We start from the raw sequence: 18,233 nt of genomic DNA on the forward strand, positions 1-18,233 counted from the left end.
TCGTGCCCCACACTCGGAAGGCACCACCCGTGACCCAGATTGGTCAAGGTTCGACCGGATTTCGTGTTGAACTGCCCAGCGCCGCAACGACGTTGACGCTGGCGTGGGCAGCCCTGACCGATGTCGGCCATCGCCGCGAGGTGAACGAAGACAGCCTGCTCGCTGCGCCGCCTCTGTTTGCTGTCGCCGACGGTATGGGCGGCCACTCGGCCGGCGATGTCGCCAGTGCCGCCGTGGTCGCGCGGCTGGCCGAGCTCTCGGGAACACTCGTGGCGGAGGCTGGATCGATCGATCGGGCGCTCGCCCTCGCGGTGGAAGACATGGCGCAGGGGGTTGGGGTTACCGATCAGGGCACCGGAACGACCGTGACCGGCGTGGCGCTGGCGCTCGTCTCGGATGCCGCCAGCTGGATCGTGTACAACATCGGCGATTCCCGGGTGTACCAGCTGACCGGCGGGGTTCTCGAACAGGTTACCAACGACCACTCGGTCGTGCAGGAGCTCGTCGACGCCGGGCGCATCACCCGCGAAGAGGCGGACGTGCACCCGCACGGCAATATCATCACGCGCGCTGTCGGTTTTCACGAGCCACCGATTCCGGACTACCGCATCCTGCCGATCCAAGCCGGAATGCGAATCCTGGTCTGCTCCGACGGACTCACCAAGGAACTCACCTCCTACGGCATCCGGCACTTTCTGCTCGAGAAGAAGCTCGCAGCGGATGCCGTCACGGCGATGGTCGAAGCGGCCCTGGAAAACGGCGGTCGCGACAACGTCACGGCGATCGTGGTCGACGTGCTGGCGGTCGAACCCTACGAGGCACCCGAATCCTGATCGCACCGCTCGTCGGTCGCGTATTATGAAACGAGTGAATGATACCTTGCCTCCGTGCCCTGAATGCTCCAGCGACCTGACCTACGAGATGGGTTCGCTGCTGGTGTGCCCGCTCTGTGCCCACGAATGGTCGAGCGAGCCGGTTGAAGACGAGCAGGAAGCCCAGGTCAAAGACGCCTTCGGAACCGTGCTGTCCGATGGAGACACCGTTTCGATCATCAAGGACCTCAAGGTCAAGGGCCAGTCGTTGTCGATCAAGGTCGGCACGAAGGTGCGCAACATCCGCCTCGTCGATCCGGTCGATGGCCACGACATCGACTGCAAGGTTGATGGGTTCGGATTCATGCAGCTCAAGTCCAGCGTGGTCAAGAAGGTCTAGGTTCAACCGATCGTGACGTGTCAGATTTGCGGGGCCTGGTTGCCGGTCGGCGCCATGTTCTGCGGCGAATGCGGTAGCTCCCGCACCGCAACCGTGGAGTCGCGCAAGCGCCCGGATCCCCGGCCGAACGACACCACCATCATTGCCCGCCTTCCGCGTCAGACCGTTGTCATTTCCGTGCCGATCCCCACGGCAGTCTCGGCACCTGTGCGCGCCGTCGCCGTCGTGACCGCTGCGCCGACTGCACGGACTGTATTGCCGGCCGCGACGCTGCCGACCCGGGCGACCTTCGTCCTGACGTTCAGCACCGGCCAACGGGTGTCCGTGCGCGGCTCCGGACTGATCGGCCGTAAACCGCTACCCCAGCCCGATGAAATGTTCGACGAACTCATTCGGGTAGCGGATGCCGACCGTTCCGTCTCGAAAACCCACCTCGAGTTCGGCCAGCACGACGGCGAGTTCTGGGTCAGTGATCGGGTCTCCGGCAACGGCACGGTCATCCGCCGTCCCGGTGAAACGGCCGAGCAGCTTGAACCGGGGCGACGCTATGTTCTGCCACGCGGCACCCGGGTCGAAATCGCCGACCACTCCTTCAGCGTCGCCTGACCGGGAGGCGGCGGCTCCGCCGCCGACTCCTCCACTGGCGACGAAAACGCCGATCGTGCACCATCGGCCCGATCAGGGCCGCTTCTCGATGCGCGATCTGGTCTGCTGGATGGGTGTCGACCGTCGATGAAGCTCTCTCCCTGCCGCCTGCGCCTGCCCCGCTGCCGCCCGCAGGGTTTCCCTTGCTCGCCACAGTGGCACCGCTGGCCGCGGCCGGGCTGATCTGGATGATCACCGGCTCGGCTTTCGCGCTCATCTTCGCGGTTCTCAGCCCGATCATCGCGGTGGCCAGCATGTTCGATTCAAAACGCTCCGGCCGAAAACGGCGCCGGGTCGAGACGGCCTCTCACACCGAAGCGGTGGCGTTGCTGCGCACGGTCATCGCCGAGCGTCAATCCCGCTGGCGCGATGAGGCCTGGCAACACACCCCATCAGCCCGAAGCATCGTGCGCGGCAGTGCTGCGGCGGCTCGCTGGCGGCAGACGGATGGTGCCCTCGTCGCGCTCGGAACGGGCCCGGCACCGAGTGGAATCCGACTCGGCGGAGCGAGCGCACCGAACGAGCACCGCGAACTGCGGGACTGGGCCGCGACCGTGACCGATGCCCCGATCATCGTCGACGTGACGCACGGACTCGGGATCGTCGGCCCGATTCCGCTCGCGGACGCCCTCGCCCGCGCCGTGCTCGTGCAACTCTGCTTCGCCATGCCGCCGACCGACCTGGGCCTCTCCAGCGAAACCGGCCAGTACCCGAGTGACTGGAACTGGGTGGCCCAACTGCCGCATGCCGCACCGACGCCGGGCCGGCTCACGATCAGGCTGCGAACGGCCATCGCAACACAGCACGCCGCGGCCCCCCACCCGCGCACCGAGTTCGATCGTGGGCGACTTCTGCTGGTCGTCGCGTCGAGGCTCGACGACCTTCCCCCCGGTTGTGGAACGGTCGTGCGGGTGAACGGGCCTGCTCGAGCACAGATCATCCGATCGCCGAACCGGGCACCGCCCGTCGATTTCTGCCCGGAATTGCTGGCTCGGACCGAAGCGTCCGACTTCGCCGTGACGCTCGCCGAGCAGGCCCGGGCTGCCGGGTTGGTCACCATGGCCGAGGCGCTCCCGGCCTCAGTCGGCCTGACCGAACTGCTCGAACGCGGTGCCGGTGCATCGGCGACCGGTGCATCGGCGACCGGCTCGGCCATGGACCGGGTGTCCGCTCCGCCGTCCCTGGACTGCCTGATCGGTGTCGGCCGAGACGGGCCGGTGCGAATCGACCTCGTGCGCTCCGGACCGCACGCTGTGGTCGGGGGAACCACCGGCAGCGGCAAGAGCGAACTTCTCACCACCTGGATCGCAGCGTTGGCGGGTACCTACTCGCCCAGCCAGTTGAATTTTCTGCTCGTCGATTTCAAGGGCGGCGCTGCCTTTCAACCGCTCGGGCGACTCCCACACTGCGTCGGCCTCATCACCGACCTCGATTCGAACACGGCCGCACGGGCCCTCGCCAGCCTGGGGGCGGAACTCCGCTATCGCGAGCGCATGCTGAGCGCTGCCGGGGCGCGAGACCTGACCGACGCTCGCATGGAGCATCCGTTGCCCCGCCTGGTCATCGTCGTCGATGAATTCGCAACGATGCTCGGGGTGTTTCCCGAACTGCACGCCCTGTTCGTCGACATCGCTGCCAGGGGCCGATCGCTCGGGGTGCACCTGATTCTGTGCACCCAACGACCCGCGGGAGTCGTGCGCGACGCGCTTCTGGCCAACTGCAGCCTGCGTCTGTCGTTGCGGGTGAACAATCGCGCCGACAGCCAGGCCGTGATCGGAACGGATGCCGCGGCCGCGCTGGCGCCGAGTCAGCCCGGCCGATGCTTCGTCGCCACTGAAGCGGGCGAACCGGTGCTCTGCCAGGTTGCGACGACCGAAGATCGCGACATTTCGAGCATCGTGACGGCATTGCTGTCGGTGCCGTTCCCGGTGTCGCAGCGACGTCCGTGGCTCGATCCGCTCCCGCCGGTGGTCACCGTGAGCGATGTGGAGGCCGCCGACGACAAGGCACCCGGCTACGCCCTGGGATTGCTCGACGACCCCGAGCGTCAGCGTTACCGCGTGTTCGCCTATTCTCCGGAAATCGACGGGCATTTGCTCGTCGTCGGTGGGGCCCGTGCGGGCAAATCCACCCTGCTGCACACACTCGCCCGCGCGGCCGACGGGCAGCGCCTCACCCAACTGGTCGCCGCCGACGTCGAAGCAACCTGGGACGTCCTCGCGAGCATCAGCGTCCTGGTCGAAACCGGTCAGCAGACACCGGCAGCACCCCGGTTGCTCCTGTTCGACGACTTCGACTCCGTATGCGCTCGCTGGCAGCCTGACCATCGGCTGGCTGCGGTTGACCTGCTCACCGGGCTGCTGCGGGACGGACCGGCCGCCGGCGTGCACCTTGTCATCGCCGTGCAGCGGCACACAAGCGTGGTTCCCGGGTTGGCCGCTCTCTGCCACAGCACGTTGCTGCTGAAACTGCCCACCGTGCAGGACCACCTCGCGGCCGGAGGACAGTCGGCCAGCTACATCGCGTCGCTGCCGGCGGGCGGGGGAGTCTGGCAAACCCTGCGAGTGCAGCTTCTGGCGCCCACCGGGTCTCACCTGCCGGTGCCCACCGGAGTGTCCATTCCTGCTCTCCCCGGCTCCGGCCCGCTGCTGATCGTGTCCTCGTCTCCCGGCAGCACAGCAAACCGGTTGCGCGGTGCCCTTGCCACGTCGGTGATCGAGCTGGCGGGAACGAGCGGGCCGGCAGCATCCGCCCTGCACGTTGGCGCGGAAGGCGGCCAACCGGATGCCCCTGACCGGGTCATCGTCGTGGGTGACGCCGAGACCTGGCAGACGCACTGGACCCTGCTGGCGAAGCTGCGCGGTCAGCCTGCGAGCAGCCAGCCCTCGAGTGATCCGGCGGTAAGCGACCAGGCGGTCAGCCTGGTTTTCGATCGGTGCAGCCTGTCGGACTTTCGGCTGCTCAGTCACCGCCGGGAGCTGCCGCCCCCACTGGCACCCGGGCGCGGGCGCGTCTGGGTGTTGCACTCGGACGGCGAGGTCACTCGGGCTGTGTTGCCAGGAAATGACCGGTGATGCTAAAGCAAAACGTCGGCCACAGGCCGGTGCGGCAAACTGTGGGCGAGCGCCACCGGCGCACTGGTCAGTCGCCCGTCGAAGGCATTCAGCCCCTGAGCGAGTGCGGCGTCCGCGCGCAGTGCATTGACCCATCCGAGGGTGGCGAGGGCCCGCACGTAGGGCAGCGTCGCATTCGTCAGGGCATAGGTCGACGTGTGCGGCACAGCACCGGGCATATTCGCGACACAGTAGAACAACGACCGGTGCACGGTGAACGTGGGGTCGGCGTGCGTGGTGGCGTGGCTGTCGGCGAAGCACCCGCCCTGGTCGACGGCGATGTCCTCCAGCACACTGCCCGGTTTCATGCGCGACACGAGTTCGTTGCTGACCAGTTTGGGAGCCTTAGCGCCCGGAATGAGTACCGAGCCGATGACCAGGTCGGCCTCAGAAACTGCTTTGTCGATCTCGAAACCGTTCGAGGCGATGGTCTTGACCCGGCCGAAGTGCAGCGCGTCGATCTCCCGCAGCCGAAACAGGTTGGTATCGAGCACGGTCACCTCGGCACCGAGGCCAACGGACACCTGCATTGCGGCGGTGCCAGCGACACCACCGCCGAGAACCACGATCTTCGCCGGGTGAGTGCCCGGAACGCCGGGTACCAGGAGCCCGGGGCCGCCATTCGGCCTGAGCATGGCATTGGCTCCGACGATCGGAGCGAGGCGGCCGGCTACCTCGCTCATCGGTGCCAGCAGGGGCAGGGCCCGGGAGGGCAACTGCACGGTTTCGTAGGCGATCGCGGTGACGCCGCCATCGAGCAGGGCCCGAGTCAGTTCGGGTTCGGCGGCCAGGTGCAGATAGGTGAACAGCACCAGATCAGCGCGAAAATAGCCGTATTCACTCGCCACCGGTTCCTTGACCTTGAGCAGCAGATCGGCGCCCGCCCAGATGCTCGCCGCGTCGGGCAGAATGGTCGCACCGGCCGAGGCATACTGCTGATCACTGATCGAGGAACCGACGCCGGCGCCGGCCTGCACGAGAACATCGTGACCGTGCAGCACGAGGTCATGCACCCCCGCCGGGGTGATCGCGACCCGAAACTCATTGTTCTTGATCTCGGTGGGAATGGCGATTCGCATGGTGCTCCTGTTCTGAAGCGTGCTCCACAGTCGAAGCGGTGAGCGCCACTTCTGGCCTCCACCCTAGTCGGGACGAACCGACGATTTCGAGGGCGAATGTTGCGAGTTTGTGCTGATTTCGTGACAAATCGATTGCAAGATCAATGTTTTGACCTCTTTCAGGTGTTTCTACCACTGATATGTGCAATTATCGACCAACTCGCAACGCAGCGAGTCATGACCGTGTGCGTGCCCGAATGCTAGGAGAACCATGATGAAGTCCAAGCCGCTGCCCGCCGATCCCATGATCCGCCAACTCATCCGCCAAGCGCAAAACGCCCAAATGGGCCGCCGTACTCTCCTGGCCGGTGCCGGTGCCGGCGCCACAGCGCTCGCTCTCGCCGCGTGCTCCTCCGGCGCCGCGGTCAAACCCACCGCTGCCGCCGACACCTCAGCCACGAATAAGACCATCCGCTGGGACAACTGGGCGCTCTACGTCGACGTCGACGATGCCGGCAACTATCCCACCCTCGATGCGTTCAAGGCACAAACGGGAGTATCGGTCAAGTACACCGAGGCCGTGGACGACAACAACTCCTACTACGGCAAGGTGAAAGACCAGCTCGCCCTCGGCCAGGATATCGGTGCCGATGCCGTGTGCCTGACCGACTGGATGGTCAGCCGCATGATTCGGTTCGGCTACACCCAGGAACTCGATCACGCCAACATTCCCAACCTCGCCAATCTTCTGCCGTCGCTGCAGGACGTCGACTTCGACCCGGGGCGCGCCATGAGTGTGCCGTGGCAGGGCGGGTTCGCCGGCCTGGCCTGGAACAAGGCGAAGTATCCGCAGGGCCTGGCCTCGGTCGAAGACCTGTGGGCGCCGGAACTGAAGGGTCGTGTTGGGGTGCTCTCCGAAATGCGCGACACGATGGGCCTGATCATGCTCGACCAGGGCGTCGACATCTCCGGCAGCTGGGGCGAAGAGGAATTCACCGCCGCCATCGACGAGTTCAAAAAACAGGTCGCCGACGGCCAGATCCGCAACATCAAGGGCAACTCCTACAAAGAAGACCTCGCCAACGAGGACACCCTGGCCGCGATTGTCTGGTCGGGCGACATCGTGCAGCTGAACGCTGAAAACGGCGATAAGTGGGGCTTCATCGTTCCCGAAAAGGGCGGCACGCTCTGGAACGACAACTTCGTGGTGCCGATCGGTTCGCCCGGCAAAAAGAACGTCGAAGAACTCATCAACTACTATTACGACCCGGCCGTTGCCGCCGAGGTCGCCGCCTATGTCAACTACATCACCCCCGTCGTCGGTGCCAAGGAAGCCATGATGGCGATCGACCCGACGCTGGCCGAAGACCCCTTGATCTTTCCCGACGACGCCACCCTCGCCAACGCCTATGTCTTTCGTGGCCTCGACGGCACCGAAGAACAGACCTTCAATGCCCAGTTCCAGGCGATCCTGCTGGGTGCTGCCTGATGGCCGTCGGTGCGTTCGCCGATCGCGGCGCTGACCTGGAACTGGTCGGCATCGAGAAACGTTTCCCCGGGTTCACCGCCATCGAAAATCTCAATCTCACCATTCCGGCCGGGTCGTTCTTTGCACTGCTCGGTCCCTCCGGCTGCGGAAAGACGACCACGCTGCGGCTCGTCGCCGGGCTGGAAGAACCCACGAACGGCCGCATCCTCATCGGGGGAACGGATGTCACGAATCAGAAATCTTTCCAGCGTCCGGTCAACACCGTGTTCCAGAGTTACGCGCTCTTTCCGCACATGTCGGTGCTGGAGAACGTCGCCTTCGGGCTACGCCGACGCAAGATCGGCGACCCGGTGGCCAAAGCGCACGAGGCGCTGCTCCTGGTCGAGCTGGATCACCTCGCCCACCGCAAACCCCAGCAGCTCTCCGGCGGTCAGCAGCAGCGGGTGGCACTGGCCCGCGCCATCGTCAACCGGCCGGCGCTACTCCTGCTCGACGAGCCGCTCGGGGCACTCGACCTGAAGCTTCGACGTCAGATGCAGCTCGAGTTGAAGACCATTCAGGAGGAGGTCGGCCTCACCTTTCTGCACGTGACCCACGATCAGGAGGAGGCCATGACCATGGCCGACACTATCGCTGTCATGAACAAGGGTCGCATCGAACAGATGGGCGAACCCCAACAACTCTACGAACTGCCCAGGACCGCGTTCGTCGCCAACTTTCTCGGCCAGTCCAATCTGTTCACCGGTCCCGTCGTCTCCACCACCAGCACCGCCATCGCCGTCGACGTCTCCGGGCAGAAGATTGTGGTGCCGCTGGAGCGCGCGCACCGGGTGTCGGGCGAGGTCACGATCGGGGTGCGCCCCGAAAAACTCACCTTGCACGGCGAGGCGCCGTCTGACGATGCCGGCCGAAACCTGATGGGCCCAGGCACAGTCATCGATGTGTCGTTCAGCGGGGTCAGCACGCAATACCTCGTGGCGGTGCCAGGAGTCGGTACCCTGGTCGTCTTCGCCCAGAACATGGCCTTCGGCCCGGCCGCGCACGTCGGCGCCCAGGTCTGGCTCAGCTGGAACGTCGACCACGGTTTCGGGCTCGACGACGATCCAGCTGATTCGCCACGGTTCGAGGCCGACCTGGACACCAAGACCATCGCACAGCAGCGACGGTCGTCCCTGCTGACGGAGCTTGAGGGGGCCTAACGATGGCCTTCGCCGCATTCTCCTCCACGGCCGCTCCGACGACGGACCCGGTCACTCGGCGTCGCAGTCCGGTGGCGTTGTTCCTGCTGTTGCCGGGCATCCTCTATCTGGTGCTGTTCTTTCTCACCCCGCTCATATCGTTGCTGCTGACATCATTCCAGGCGCCGCGGGAGTTCGGCGATATCGGTCAGTTCGACTACGCCTTTCGCTGGCAGAACTACCTCGAGGTCGTGACGACCTATTGGCCGCACATCGTGCGCTCGTTCAGCTATGCGCTGGCCGCGACCTTCTTCGCACTGCTGATCAGTTATCCGCTGGCCTATTTCATCGGCGTAAAGGCCCGCAAGTGGCCGCTTCTGCAGAGTTTGATGCTCGTGCTCGTGATCGCACCGTTCTTCATCAGCTTTCTGCTGCGTACCCTGGCCTGGAAGCAGCTGTTCTCCGACGAGTCCTTCGTCGTGCAGTCGCTGAAAGCGCTGTCGCTGCTGGGGCCGGAAGCCCACGTGACCGGAACCGCGTTCTCGGTGATTTTCGGATTGACCTATAATTTCATCCCGTTCATGACCCTGCCGCTGTACACGACGCTGGAACGGCTCGACGTGCGCTATCTCGAGGCCGGCAGCGACCTCTATGCGAGCCCGTTCCACGTGTTCCGCAAGGTCACCATTCCGCTGTCCATGCCCGGGATTGTGGCGGGAACCCTGCTCACCTTCATCCCGGCCGCCGGTGACTATATCAACGCCAGCCGGGACTTTCTCGGCGGTACCGGCACCCAGATGATGGGTAACGTCATCGAGGCGAACTTTCTGGTCCTGCAGAACTTCCCCGCCGCCGCGGCGCTGTCGATCATTCTGATGACCGTCATCCTTGTGATCGTGAGTATTTATGTGAAACGTTCCGGAACGGAGGAACTGCTGTGAAGTTTTCCCTCGGCAAATGGTTGCTGCCCGTTTACAGCGGCCTTGCCCTGCTCTTTCTGATGATTCCCATCGGCTACACCTTTGTCTACTCGTTCAACGACTCGCTCAAATCGAATATCACCTGGCAGGGTTTCACCCTTGATAAATGGTTCAACGTCTGCAACGTGCAGAACGGGGCGGTCTGTCAGGCCTTCGGCAACAGCCTGTTCATCGGAGCCGTCGCCACCGTTGCGGCGACCACGCTCGGCACGATGATCGCGATCGCCATCGTGCGCTACCGGTTCAGGTTCCGGTCGCAGACCAGCCTGCTCCTGTTCCTGCCGATGGCCACCCCGGAGGTCGTGCTCGGCGCCGGCCTGGCGGCCCAATTTCTGTCGGTGGGTGTGCCGAAGGATATGCTGACGATCATTCTCGCGCACACCATGTTTTGCATCAGCTTCGTCGTGGTCACGGTCAAGGCGCGTGTCGCGAGTCTCGATCCGGCGTTGGAAGAGGCCGGTCGAGACCTCTATGGTTCGGCCGTGCAGGTTTTCGCACGCATCACGTTCCCGCTGCTCCTGCCCGGCATTCTGGCGGCTGCCCTGCTGTCGTTCGCGTTGTCCTTCGACGACTTCATCATCACGAACTTCAACTCGGGCGCGGTTTCGACGTTTCCGAAGTACATCTATATTTCGGCGGCGCGCGGTATTCCGGCGGAAGCCAATGTGCTTGCCTCTGCGGTGTTCATCATCGCGATCGTCGTGGTCGTGACGGTGCAGGTCACGGGGGCAGCCAAGGCCCGGCGTCTGGCCAGGCTCAGCTAGCGCCGGTAAGGCGGCTCCTGCGTGAGGCGGGCGCCGCCGTGACGGTGACCCACACCCAGAGCGTTCATCACGGCCACCAGGTCGCGACCGAGGCCGCCGCGCGCGGCAGCGGCGACGGCACGGTCGGATCTCTGGCCGGTGCGATCGTCGCGGCGGGAGGAACCCTCGGAGTTGTGCCGGTGGGGCGGGGGAACGATTTTGCACGGCAGTTGGGGATTTCGGCCGATATTGCGGCCGTGGCCAAACTCTTGCTGACCGGATCGGTGCGGCAGGTCGACATAATCGACGTCGGCGGTCAGATCGTGGTGGGGAGCGTCTACGCCGGAATCGATTCGCTCACGTCACAGCTCGTCAACCGGGTGCACCGGCTGCCGGCACGATGGCAGTATCCGACGGCGGCTGTCTGGGCGATTGCGACGCACCGATCGACCGGGTACCGCATCGTGATCGACGGCGTGAGCCAGAGCGTCGACGCGCACACCGTGACGTGGCGAACTCGGGTTACTACGGTTCGGGCATGCACGTGGCACCGTCGGCGCAGCTGGACGATGGCCTGTTCGACATCGTCATCTTTGCCTCAGCCGGCCGTCTGCGGCTTCTGAAAGCGCTGCGCATGATCTACACCGGGTCTCATCTGGAATTGCCAGAAGTGACCGTGCAGACCGGGCGAGTAGTCGCGATCGACTCGGTCGGGGCGGTGGATGCCTACGCCGATGGCGACCGCATCGGGCCGTTTCCGGTCGGGGCGCGGGTGCGGCCGGGCGCGCTTACCGTGATTGCGCCCGACCTCACCGGTCAGACGTAGCTGGCGCGAATCTCGCCGACCGGCCGGCCGCCGCCGGTGACGGTGAGGCCGAGCTCCGGCAGCAACTCGGCGACATCCGTTCGCGCGATGGCACCCGCGTCGGCCAGCAGACCCAGTGCGACTGCCGCCGCGGCGCGTAGGTTGCCGTCGAGAACCTTCAGCGCCACTGTCGTACCGTTCTCGGCGGCGGCGACCATGATTCCCTCCGCTCCGCCCTTCATGAACAGGCCGAGGCGTTCGATCACGATGCTGTCCGAGTGTCCGGGACCGGCTATCACCCAGCCGTTGGCGCGCACTGCCTCAGCGAGAAAACCGGCCTCACGATAGATCGCAAACGGTGAGTTGGACTTGCTGGTGGCGATGCGCGCAATGCCGCGGGCCAGCCCGGTGAGGGAGATCGCGTGCACCGGAGCGCCGCACCCGTCGGTGCCGGAAACCACCGGTCGTTCGCCGGTGAAACGTTCGAGCACGTCGAGAATACGTTTCTGCAGCGGATGCGCCGGATTCAAATAGCCGTCCAGCGCCCAGCCGTTCTGTTGACAGGCCACGAGCATCGCCGCGTGCTTGCCCGAGCACTCCATATACACGGGAGCCTTGCTGGCACCGAGACGCACCAGGGTGTCACGGGCTGCTGAATCGATCGGCCAGGCGGCCGGGCAGGCGAGCGCTGTCTCGGGCACTCCCGCCCGGGCCAGCAGTCCGCGAACGAGCTCGATGTGGGCCGGCGTGCCGGTGTGGCTCGCGGTGGCGATGGCGGCATCCGCTCCGCGCAGGGCGGCGCCGCTCGCCATGACCGCAACGGCCTGGAACGGTTTCATGGCCGAGCGCGGAAAAACCGGGCTGGTCACGTCGCCGAGCGTACGCAAGACCTCACCGTTGGTGCCGAGTACGATCGCCGATCCGGCGTGGCGGGATTCGACGAAGCTGCTGCGTTCGACGACGGCGAGCTCGACCGAATCGTTGACCGTGAAGGTTTCTGTCACGGCGTCAGTGTGCGGGCGCGGTCAGGGCTGCCATGGCGTCGTCGATCACCGAGAGGGCGTCGACGATGAGCGCATCGGACAGCGCCAGGCTCGGCAGGAAGCGCAGCACGTTACCGTAGGTGCCGGCGGTGAGCAGCAGAACGCCGTGCTGACCGGCGTAGGTCGAGATGGAGGCGACAGCGGCGGCGTTGGGGGCCTTCGTCGTGTCGCCCGTTCCCGGCTGCACCAGTTCGATCGCGATCATGGCACCACGGCCGCGGATCTCGCCGATGATGTCGTACTTGTTCTTCAGCGCGGTCAGGCCCGCGGTGAGGGACTTCTCGATGCGCTGCGCTTCGCCGAGCAGGTTGCCCGCTGCGATCGCGTCGAAGACGGCGATTGCTGCGGCGCAGGAGACGGGGTTGCCGCCGAAGGTGCCGCCGAGGCCGCCGGGCTGGGAGGCATCCATAATTTCGGCGCGACCGGTGACGGCGGCGAGGGGGAAGCCGCCGGCGATGCCCTTGGCGGTGAGCACGAGGTCAGGGATCCAGCCGAAGTGCTCGCTCGCGTAGTACTTGCCCGTGCGGGCCATGCCGCTCTGAATCTCGTCGGCGATCATTACGACCCCCTTGCTGCTGCACCATTCCTGCAGGGCCGGGAGGTAGCCCTCGGCTGGCACCATGAAACCACCCTCACCCTGGATCGGTTCGACGACCAGGCAGGCCAGATCGGATGCGCCGATCACCTTGTCGAGGTAGGCGATGGTGCGTGCGGCAGCTTCGGCGCCGGTCAGGCCGTCGTGATACGGGTAGGAGCTCGGTGCGTGGTACACATCGCTCGCGAGCGGGCCGTAGCCGGTGGCGTAGGGCATGGCCTTGTAGTTCATGGCCATGGTCAGTACGGTGCGGCCGTGGTAGGCGTGGTCGAGCACGGCGACGGCGCGCCGGCCGGTGAACTTGCGGGCGATTTTCACACCGTTCTCAACGGCTTCGGCACCGGAGTTGATGAGCACGCTTTTCTTCGGGAAATCTCCGGGGGTGTGCTCGGCGAGCAGCTCGGCGACCCGAACGTATTCTTCGTAGGGGGTGACGGTGAACAGGGTGTGGATGAAGTCCTGGGACTGTTCGACGGCCGCGGCGACGACGCTGGTCTCGGTGTGGCCGATGGTCGTGACGCCGATTCCGGCACCGAGGTCGATGAACTGGTTGCCGTCGACGTCGACGACGATCGCCCCATTGGCCTTGGCAATGTAGACGGGAAGCATGGAACTGACCCCGTCGGAGACAACGGCCCGGCGCCGCTCATGCAACGCCGCCGAGATCGGGCCGGGAATGGCGGTCACGATCTTTCGTTCTTGGGCAACGGAGTATGTTGCGGCATCGGTGGCAGAGTTTGTGAGGGTGTCAGTCATGATGAATCCACTGTACCGACCCCTGGCGGGGTCAACCTGAGTTCGCCTGCAAGAATCTTGGAGAGTAGAGGGAGAAGCATGAACGGAGTGCACGAATATGCGGTGCGAGTCGAGTGGACCGGTAATCGCGGCACCGGAACGAGTCATTACAAGGCCTATGGTCGGGACCATCTGATATCGCCGGCCGGTCGGGCATCCGCTGACAAGGCGACGATCCTGGGGTCGTCCGACCCTACCTTTCACGGTGACAACGACCGCTGGAACCCCGAGGAACTGTTGCTCGCGGCGCTCGGCCAATGCCATTTGCTGTCTTACCTGCACGTGGCGGCCCGCAACGGGGTGATCGTGACGGCGTATACGGATGCCCCGGTCGGCACGATGAAACAGGTCGCCGGTGGTGGGCACTTCACCTCGGTGACCCTGCGGCCGCGGGTGAGCATCACCGACCCCGAACAGGTTGAGTTTGCTCAGTCGCTGCATGCCGAGGCGGCCCGGGAATGCTTCATCGCGGCCTCGGTGAACTTTCCGGTCGAGCACGAGCCGGTCACCACCGCCTGATCGCTTCGCGACTCATCGAGCCGTGAGTTTGGCGGCATTTCAGCGCGGAAATGACCTCAGACTCACGGCTCGGCGAGGTCGACACAGATTGTGTATAGCGCGGTAGTGCGGTTTGCGTAGTAGTGTGGGATCCGTTGAAGGCTGAAACTGATCGAAGGGACGCCGATGGATACCACCCAGTTGCTCAAGGGGGTGCTCGATCTGGCCGTCCTGGCCGTGATCGTCGACGACGACGGCTACGGCTATGACATTGTGCGCCGGTTGCGCGCCGCCGGTCTGGATGAGGTCGGGGACGCCTCGGTCTACGGCACCCTGCGGCGGCTGTACAGCGCGGGAGCACTGTCGAGCTACGTCGTCCCGTCCGACGGCGGGCCGCACCGCAAGTACTACGGAATGAACGCGAACGGCCGGGCCATGCTCGCCGAACAGCGCGCGAACTGGACCCGCTTCGCCGACACCCTCACCCAGCTGCTCGATAAGCCGCAGCCCTCCGTCTCCCTACCCACGATCGGCGACAACTCATGAGCGACACCGCCACGACCATCCAGTCCATTCGCGATTTCGCCATTGCCGTGCGAGCTGCCCTGAGCGATCTGCCCACCGACGATGTCGATGAACTCACCGACGGACTCGAGGCCGACCTGACGGAGCAGGCGGCCGACGTCGATGCGGGCGATTTGGCGGTGCCCGACTTTGAGCTCGGCGATCCGGTCGCCTACGCCGACGAGCTGCGCGGCGCCGCCGGACTGCCGGTGCGTGGAACGGATGAGACCGCCCGGGTGCCGCAGCTGCGCCGGCTGCGCACCCGGGTCGGTGACGCGCGGGTGGGCGCGGCTCGGCGCATCCGTTCGAGTGCCGCTGGTGCGGCGCTGCTCGACTTTCTGCTCGCTTTGCGCCCCGCGTGGTGGGTGCTGCGCGGCTGGGTCGTCTACGCGGTCGTTGCGGTCTTCGCCGGCGGCGCTCTCAGCACTGTGCCGACCGATCCGCTGCGGTGGGTTGTACTCACGGCTTTCGTGGTGCTGAGCGTGCAGTGGGGGCGCGGCCGGTGGCTGCCCTGGCGCTGGCTTCCCGGTTTTCGCACGGTGGTCAGTGTGTGCGCGGTTCTCGTTCTGCCGATCGTGCTGCTGGCCACGGCCCAGAATGCCGGAGCGCAGAACAGTGCCTACCTGGACTACAACCCGGCGCCGTTGCCGGGACTCATGCAGAACGGTGAGCAGGTGACCAACGTATTCGCGTATGACGCCGATGGTCAGCCTCTGACAGACGTGCAGTTATTCGACCAAGACGGGCGATCTCTTAACGTGGTCAATGACCCGGCGAATACGAATTACCTCCCCCAACTCGATAAGGCCGGCGAGCAGGACATGGTCGTACCGAGCCTGCTGGTTCCGGCGGGCGGAGGCTGGAATGTGTTTCCGCTGCGGCTGGTTTCGTCTGACGATATCGACTATACCTACGACTATCTCGGCCAGGCCTACCAAGCGGATGCCGCGCCAGCGCCGTTACCGTACGCTCGGGTGCAGCCCTTGGTCGAACTGCCCGCGGAGGGGGAGCCGACGCCCGCGCCCACGCTGTCGCCGGAACCGACAACATCCGCCGCACCGACGGCCGGACAATGATGCTGCCGGTCACCGATCTGGTAGCGGTCATCAGCCCGTCGGCCGTCGACCTGCCTCCCACCCAATCCCTCGACATAACCGATTGGGTTGCCACGGGCGAATCGCCGCAAACCTCGACCAGACAGGATTGCACGGGTTAGGGTGGCACGAGGGGGAAACATGAGTCGAAACGTTGCCACTGCGCCGCACAATCTGTCGGTTGCGCGAGCGCGATGGCTTGGTGCGAGTGCCGTGGTGATCGTTGCAGTCCTTGCACTGACGGGCTGCGCTACCGGCGACAGCGTCGCTGCCGACACGGTTGAACACATCGCTGCGGAGCTCACCGACGACCTGGACTCGCCGGTGTCGCGGGTGCGGAATGCTGAATGGTTTGCGGCCACCTATATCACTCCGCTGAATTCCACGGCGGGCGGCCTCGGTTCCACTGTCTACGCGGACACACTCGCTTGGAGTGGGAGCTCCGGTGACGAAATGGGTGCCCGCATCGAGGTGCGCATCCGGGTGGATGAGGAGCAGAAAAATGCTGTCGGGGTCGGCGACTCCTCCTATGGCAAGGGGAGCGCGACCAAATGTTTCCGCTACGAGATTTTCCGGCGGCCACATCCGGTCACCCGACAAAGTATCAGCTGCCCGGACAATCCGGAGCTCGCGATCCCGACCGCGGCACCGCTCCCAGCCCTGCCTGACGACGCCAAGGATGTGCTCGCGGCGGTTCTGGGTGCCGCGACGAGCGCAAGTTTGGAGCGAGACGTGCGCGCCGCCTTCGCCGAAGACTTCATGACGGTCGATACGGATTACGTCGACGGTGCCCTTATCGCGGCCGTGGGTGTTCCGGGCGAGCGCGAATGCATTGTGGGAGTGCGGGGTTCCGATGGAGTCGTGGAATTCTCGGGCTTTGATCGCACCTGGATCGAGCCCGGCGAGCTCGGCTGTACGACGAACATTGTGACGAGCCCGCCCCTGTAGATGCCTCGAACCGAGGGGAGCCGCCGAGCCGTAAGTTTCAGGCGTCCCCTGCTGCCGAAACTCACGGCTTGGTGCCCATACTCACGGCTCGGCGACGGGGAAGCGACGCCGCCCGCGAGTTACGCCGGGTAGGCGGCGACCAGGGCGGTGAGGGCCTCTTCGAGCACCGTCGCCGCGTCATCGATGAGTTCGTCGGAGATCACGACACTGGGCATGATGCGCAGCACGGAATCCCAGCTGCCGGCATCCAGCGCGATGACCCCATTCGTGGTGGCGTGCTTGATCAACGCAGTGAGGGCCTCGGGGTAGGGCTTCTTGGTTCCGGGGTGTACGAGCTCAACGCCGAACATCGCGCCCTTGCCCCGCACCTCGCCGACGATGGAGAACTTATCGGCCCAGTCGCCGATGCGCGCCCAGAGGGCCGCCTCGACCCGCTTCGCCTCGCCGAGCAGGTTGTCCCGCTCGATCAGGTTGAATACCGCAAGGGCGGCAGCGGTCGAAACCGGGTTGCCGCCGAAGGTGCCGCCGATGCCGCCCGGCTGCACGGAATCCATGATGTCGGCGCGGCCGGTGACCGCGGCAAGCGGGAAGCCGCCGGCGATGCCCTTGGCGGTGGTGACCAGGTCGGGAACGACGTCGTGGTGCTCGATCGAGTACCAAACGCCGGTGCGGGCAATGCCGGCCTGAATCTCATCGGCCACGAACACGATGCCGTTCTCGGTGCAGAATTCGCGGATGCGCTTGAAGTATCCGGGCGCGGGGATGACGATTCCGCCATCGCCCTGGATCGGCTCGACGAAGAACGCCGCGACCTCGGTCGCGCCGATGTGGGTGTTGATGTAATCGATGGTCTTCTCGGCCGCTTCAAGCCCGCTCAGGCCGTCACGGAACGGGTAACTCGTCGGAACGCTGTAGATCTCACCGGGGAAGGGACCCATGCCGGCGCGTTCCGGCCAGGGCCGGTAGGTCATCGTCATGGTCAGGTTGGTGCGACCGTGGAAGGCGTGGTCGAGGGCCACGATGGCGCGACGGCCGGTGAACTTACGGGCGATCTTCACCGCGTTCTCCACCGCTTCCGCGCCGGTGTTCACGAGAACGGAATGCTTCTCAAAATCTCCCGGGGTGATCTGGCTAAGTTTCTCGGCGACCGCCACATAGTTTTCGTAGGGCGTGACCGTGAACAAGGTGTGAGTCAGTTTCGCTGCCTGAGCGGATGCCGCCGCGGCGACCTCCGGATGGGCGTGGCCGATCGTGGTCACCCCGATTCCGCAGCCGAGGTCGATGATCTGGTTGCCGTCGACGTCGACCAGGATGGCTCCAGCGCCGTGGTCCATGTAGATGTTGGCGAGGGTCCCGGCGCCGCGGGCGACCGTCTTCTCGCGCCGGGCCTGTAGTTCTACCGACTTGGGGCCGGGGAGAGCCGTGACGAGCTTGCGTTGCTGGGGCACCGAATACGTTGCAGTCATTGTTCCA

Annotated in this window: 16 protein-coding genes and 1 pseudogene; 13 read left to right on the forward strand and 4 right to left on the reverse strand. The window is 65.2% G+C overall.

Annotated features, from left to right (window positions below):
- Positions 1-29: 29 nt before the first annotated feature.
- The 4 genes from BMW72_RS08460 (at position 30) to BMW72_RS08475 (ending at position 4,931) form a co-directional block, all read left to right on the forward strand.
- On the forward strand, positions 30-833 hold the full coding sequence (locus BMW72_RS08460; protein WP_338419438.1) for a PP2C family protein-serine/threonine phosphatase: 804 nt from the start codon (positions 30-32) through the stop codon (positions 831-833).
- 34 nt (positions 834-867) lie between these two features.
- Entirely contained in the window at positions 868-1,212 is a 345-nt protein-coding gene (locus tag BMW72_RS08465; protein WP_092109435.1) for a zinc ribbon domain-containing protein YjdM, read from the forward strand.
- A gap of 12 nt (positions 1,213-1,224) precedes the next feature.
- Positions 1,225-1,818, forward strand: a complete 594-nt coding sequence (locus BMW72_RS08470; protein ID WP_134360777.1) for an FHA domain-containing protein — start codon at positions 1,225-1,227, stop codon at positions 1,816-1,818.
- A 113-nt stretch (positions 1,819-1,931) separates the two neighbouring features.
- The gene (locus tag BMW72_RS08475; protein ID WP_092109441.1) at positions 1,932-4,931 is read left to right on the forward strand and encodes an FtsK/SpoIIIE domain-containing protein; all 3,000 of its coding nucleotides are present in this window, start codon (positions 1,932-1,934) and stop codon (positions 4,929-4,931) included.
- A 2-nt stretch (positions 4,932-4,933) separates the two neighbouring features.
- Here BMW72_RS08475 and ald read toward each other — a convergent pair whose 3' ends face one another.
- Entirely contained in the window at positions 4,934-6,049 is a 1,116-nt protein-coding gene (gene ald, locus BMW72_RS08480; RefSeq protein ID WP_092109444.1) for an alanine dehydrogenase, read from the reverse strand.
- A gap of 253 nt (positions 6,050-6,302) precedes the next feature.
- Between ald and BMW72_RS08485 the strand changes: the two genes are divergently transcribed.
- The 5 genes and pseudogenes from BMW72_RS08485 (at position 6,303) to BMW72_RS18710 (ending at position 11,244) form a co-directional block, all read left to right on the forward strand.
- Entirely contained in the window at positions 6,303-7,517 is a 1,215-nt protein-coding gene (locus tag BMW72_RS08485) for an ABC transporter substrate-binding protein (RefSeq protein ID WP_092109447.1), read from the forward strand.
- Entirely contained in the window at positions 7,517-8,716 is a 1,200-nt protein-coding gene (locus BMW72_RS08490; RefSeq protein ID WP_092109450.1) for an ABC transporter ATP-binding protein, read from the forward strand. The genes BMW72_RS08485 and BMW72_RS08490 overlap by 1 nt, the downstream gene beginning before the upstream one ends.
- Before the next feature lie 2 nt (positions 8,717-8,718).
- Positions 8,719-9,636 carry an ABC transporter permease gene (locus tag BMW72_RS08495; protein ID WP_092109453.1) on the forward strand — a complete coding sequence of 306 codons (918 nt, stop codon included), beginning with the start codon at positions 8,719-8,721 and terminating at the stop codon, positions 9,634-9,636.
- Entirely contained in the window at positions 9,633-10,439 is an 807-nt protein-coding gene (locus tag BMW72_RS08500) for an ABC transporter permease (RefSeq protein ID WP_174721714.1), read from the forward strand. The genes BMW72_RS08495 and BMW72_RS08500 overlap by 4 nt, the downstream gene beginning before the upstream one ends.
- A 38-nt stretch (positions 10,440-10,477) precedes the next feature.
- Positions 10,478-11,244, forward strand: a pseudogene (locus tag BMW72_RS18710) (diacylglycerol/lipid kinase family protein).
- Here BMW72_RS18710 and BMW72_RS08510 read toward each other — a convergent pair.
- Together BMW72_RS08510 and gabT are read right to left on the reverse strand one after the other, a co-directional pair.
- On the reverse strand, positions 11,235-12,227 hold the full coding sequence (locus tag BMW72_RS08510) for an asparaginase (RefSeq protein WP_092109456.1): 993 nt from the start codon (positions 12,225-12,227) through the stop codon (positions 11,235-11,237). The pseudogene BMW72_RS18710 and the gene BMW72_RS08510 sit on opposite strands and share 10 nt — an antisense overlap.
- Before the next feature lie 4 nt (positions 12,228-12,231).
- Entirely contained in the window at positions 12,232-13,617 is a 1,386-nt protein-coding gene (gene gabT / locus BMW72_RS08515; protein WP_092109459.1) for a 4-aminobutyrate--2-oxoglutarate transaminase, read from the reverse strand.
- A 78-nt stretch (positions 13,618-13,695) separates the two neighbouring features.
- Between gabT and BMW72_RS08520 the strand changes: the two genes are divergently transcribed.
- The 4 genes from BMW72_RS08520 to BMW72_RS08535 all read left to right on the forward strand — a co-directional run bounded on the left by BMW72_RS08520 (position 13,696) and on the right by BMW72_RS08535 (position 16,760).
- Complete coding sequence (locus BMW72_RS08520; RefSeq protein WP_092109462.1) at positions 13,696-14,175, forward strand: OsmC family protein; 480 nt, start codon at positions 13,696-13,698, stop codon at positions 14,173-14,175.
- Between the two features lie 165 nt (positions 14,176-14,340).
- Entirely contained in the window at positions 14,341-14,700 is a 360-nt protein-coding gene (locus tag BMW72_RS08525; protein WP_092109464.1) for a PadR family transcriptional regulator, read from the forward strand.
- Positions 14,697-15,794: a hypothetical protein gene (locus BMW72_RS08530; RefSeq protein WP_092109467.1), complete on the forward strand. Its 1,098-nt coding sequence runs from the start codon at positions 14,697-14,699 to the stop codon at positions 15,792-15,794. Before BMW72_RS08525 ends, BMW72_RS08530 begins: the two co-directional genes overlap by 4 nt.
- Positions 15,795-15,953: 159 nt before the next feature.
- Positions 15,954-16,760 carry a hypothetical protein gene (locus BMW72_RS08535; protein ID WP_134450324.1) on the forward strand — a complete coding sequence of 269 codons (807 nt, stop codon included), beginning with the start codon at positions 15,954-15,956 and terminating at the stop codon, positions 16,758-16,760.
- A gap of 119 nt (positions 16,761-16,879) precedes the next feature.
- Here the strand turns inward: BMW72_RS08535 and BMW72_RS08540 are convergent, their stop codons facing one another.
- Positions 16,880-18,226, reverse strand: a complete 1,347-nt coding sequence (locus BMW72_RS08540) for an aminotransferase class III-fold pyridoxal phosphate-dependent enzyme (RefSeq protein ID WP_092109474.1) — start codon at positions 18,224-18,226, stop codon at positions 16,880-16,882.
- Positions 18,227-18,233 lie beyond the last annotated feature (7 nt).

Origin of the sequence: Cryobacterium luteum, assembly GCF_900110125.1 — a bacterium.
Taxonomy (GTDB): domain Bacteria; phylum Actinomycetota; class Actinomycetes; order Actinomycetales; family Microbacteriaceae; genus Cryobacterium; species Cryobacterium luteum.

Bases quoted from the DNA above. Each gene is read 5' to 3' on its own strand.
- BMW72_RS08490 (WP_092109450.1), top strand. From the start codon at position 7,517: ATGGCCGTCGGTGCGTTCGCCGATCGCGGCGCTGACCTGGAACTGGTC.
- BMW72_RS08540 (WP_092109474.1), bottom strand. From the start codon at position 18,226: ATGACTGCAACGTATTCGGTGCCCCAGCAACGCAAGCTCGTCACGGCT.
- gabT (WP_092109459.1), bottom strand. From the start codon at position 13,617: ATGACTGACACCCTCACAAACTCTGCCACCGATGCCGCAACATACTCC.
- BMW72_RS08520 (WP_092109462.1), top strand. From the start codon at position 13,696: ATGAACGGAGTGCACGAATATGCGGTGCGAGTCGAGTGGACCGGTAAT.
- BMW72_RS08530 (WP_092109467.1), top strand. From the start codon at position 14,697: ATGAGCGACACCGCCACGACCATCCAGTCCATTCGCGATTTCGCCATT.
- BMW72_RS08525 (WP_092109464.1), top strand. From the start codon at position 14,341: ATGGATACCACCCAGTTGCTCAAGGGGGTGCTCGATCTGGCCGTCCTG.
- BMW72_RS08485 (WP_092109447.1), top strand. From the start codon at position 6,303: ATGAAGTCCAAGCCGCTGCCCGCCGATCCCATGATCCGCCAACTCATC.
- ald (WP_092109444.1), bottom strand. From the start codon at position 6,049: ATGCGAATCGCCATTCCCACCGAGATCAAGAACAATGAGTTTCGGGTC.
- BMW72_RS08495 (WP_092109453.1), top strand. From the start codon at position 8,719: ATGGCCTTCGCCGCATTCTCCTCCACGGCCGCTCCGACGACGGACCCG.
- BMW72_RS08535 (WP_134450324.1), top strand. From the start codon at position 15,954: ATGAGTCGAAACGTTGCCACTGCGCCGCACAATCTGTCGGTTGCGCGA.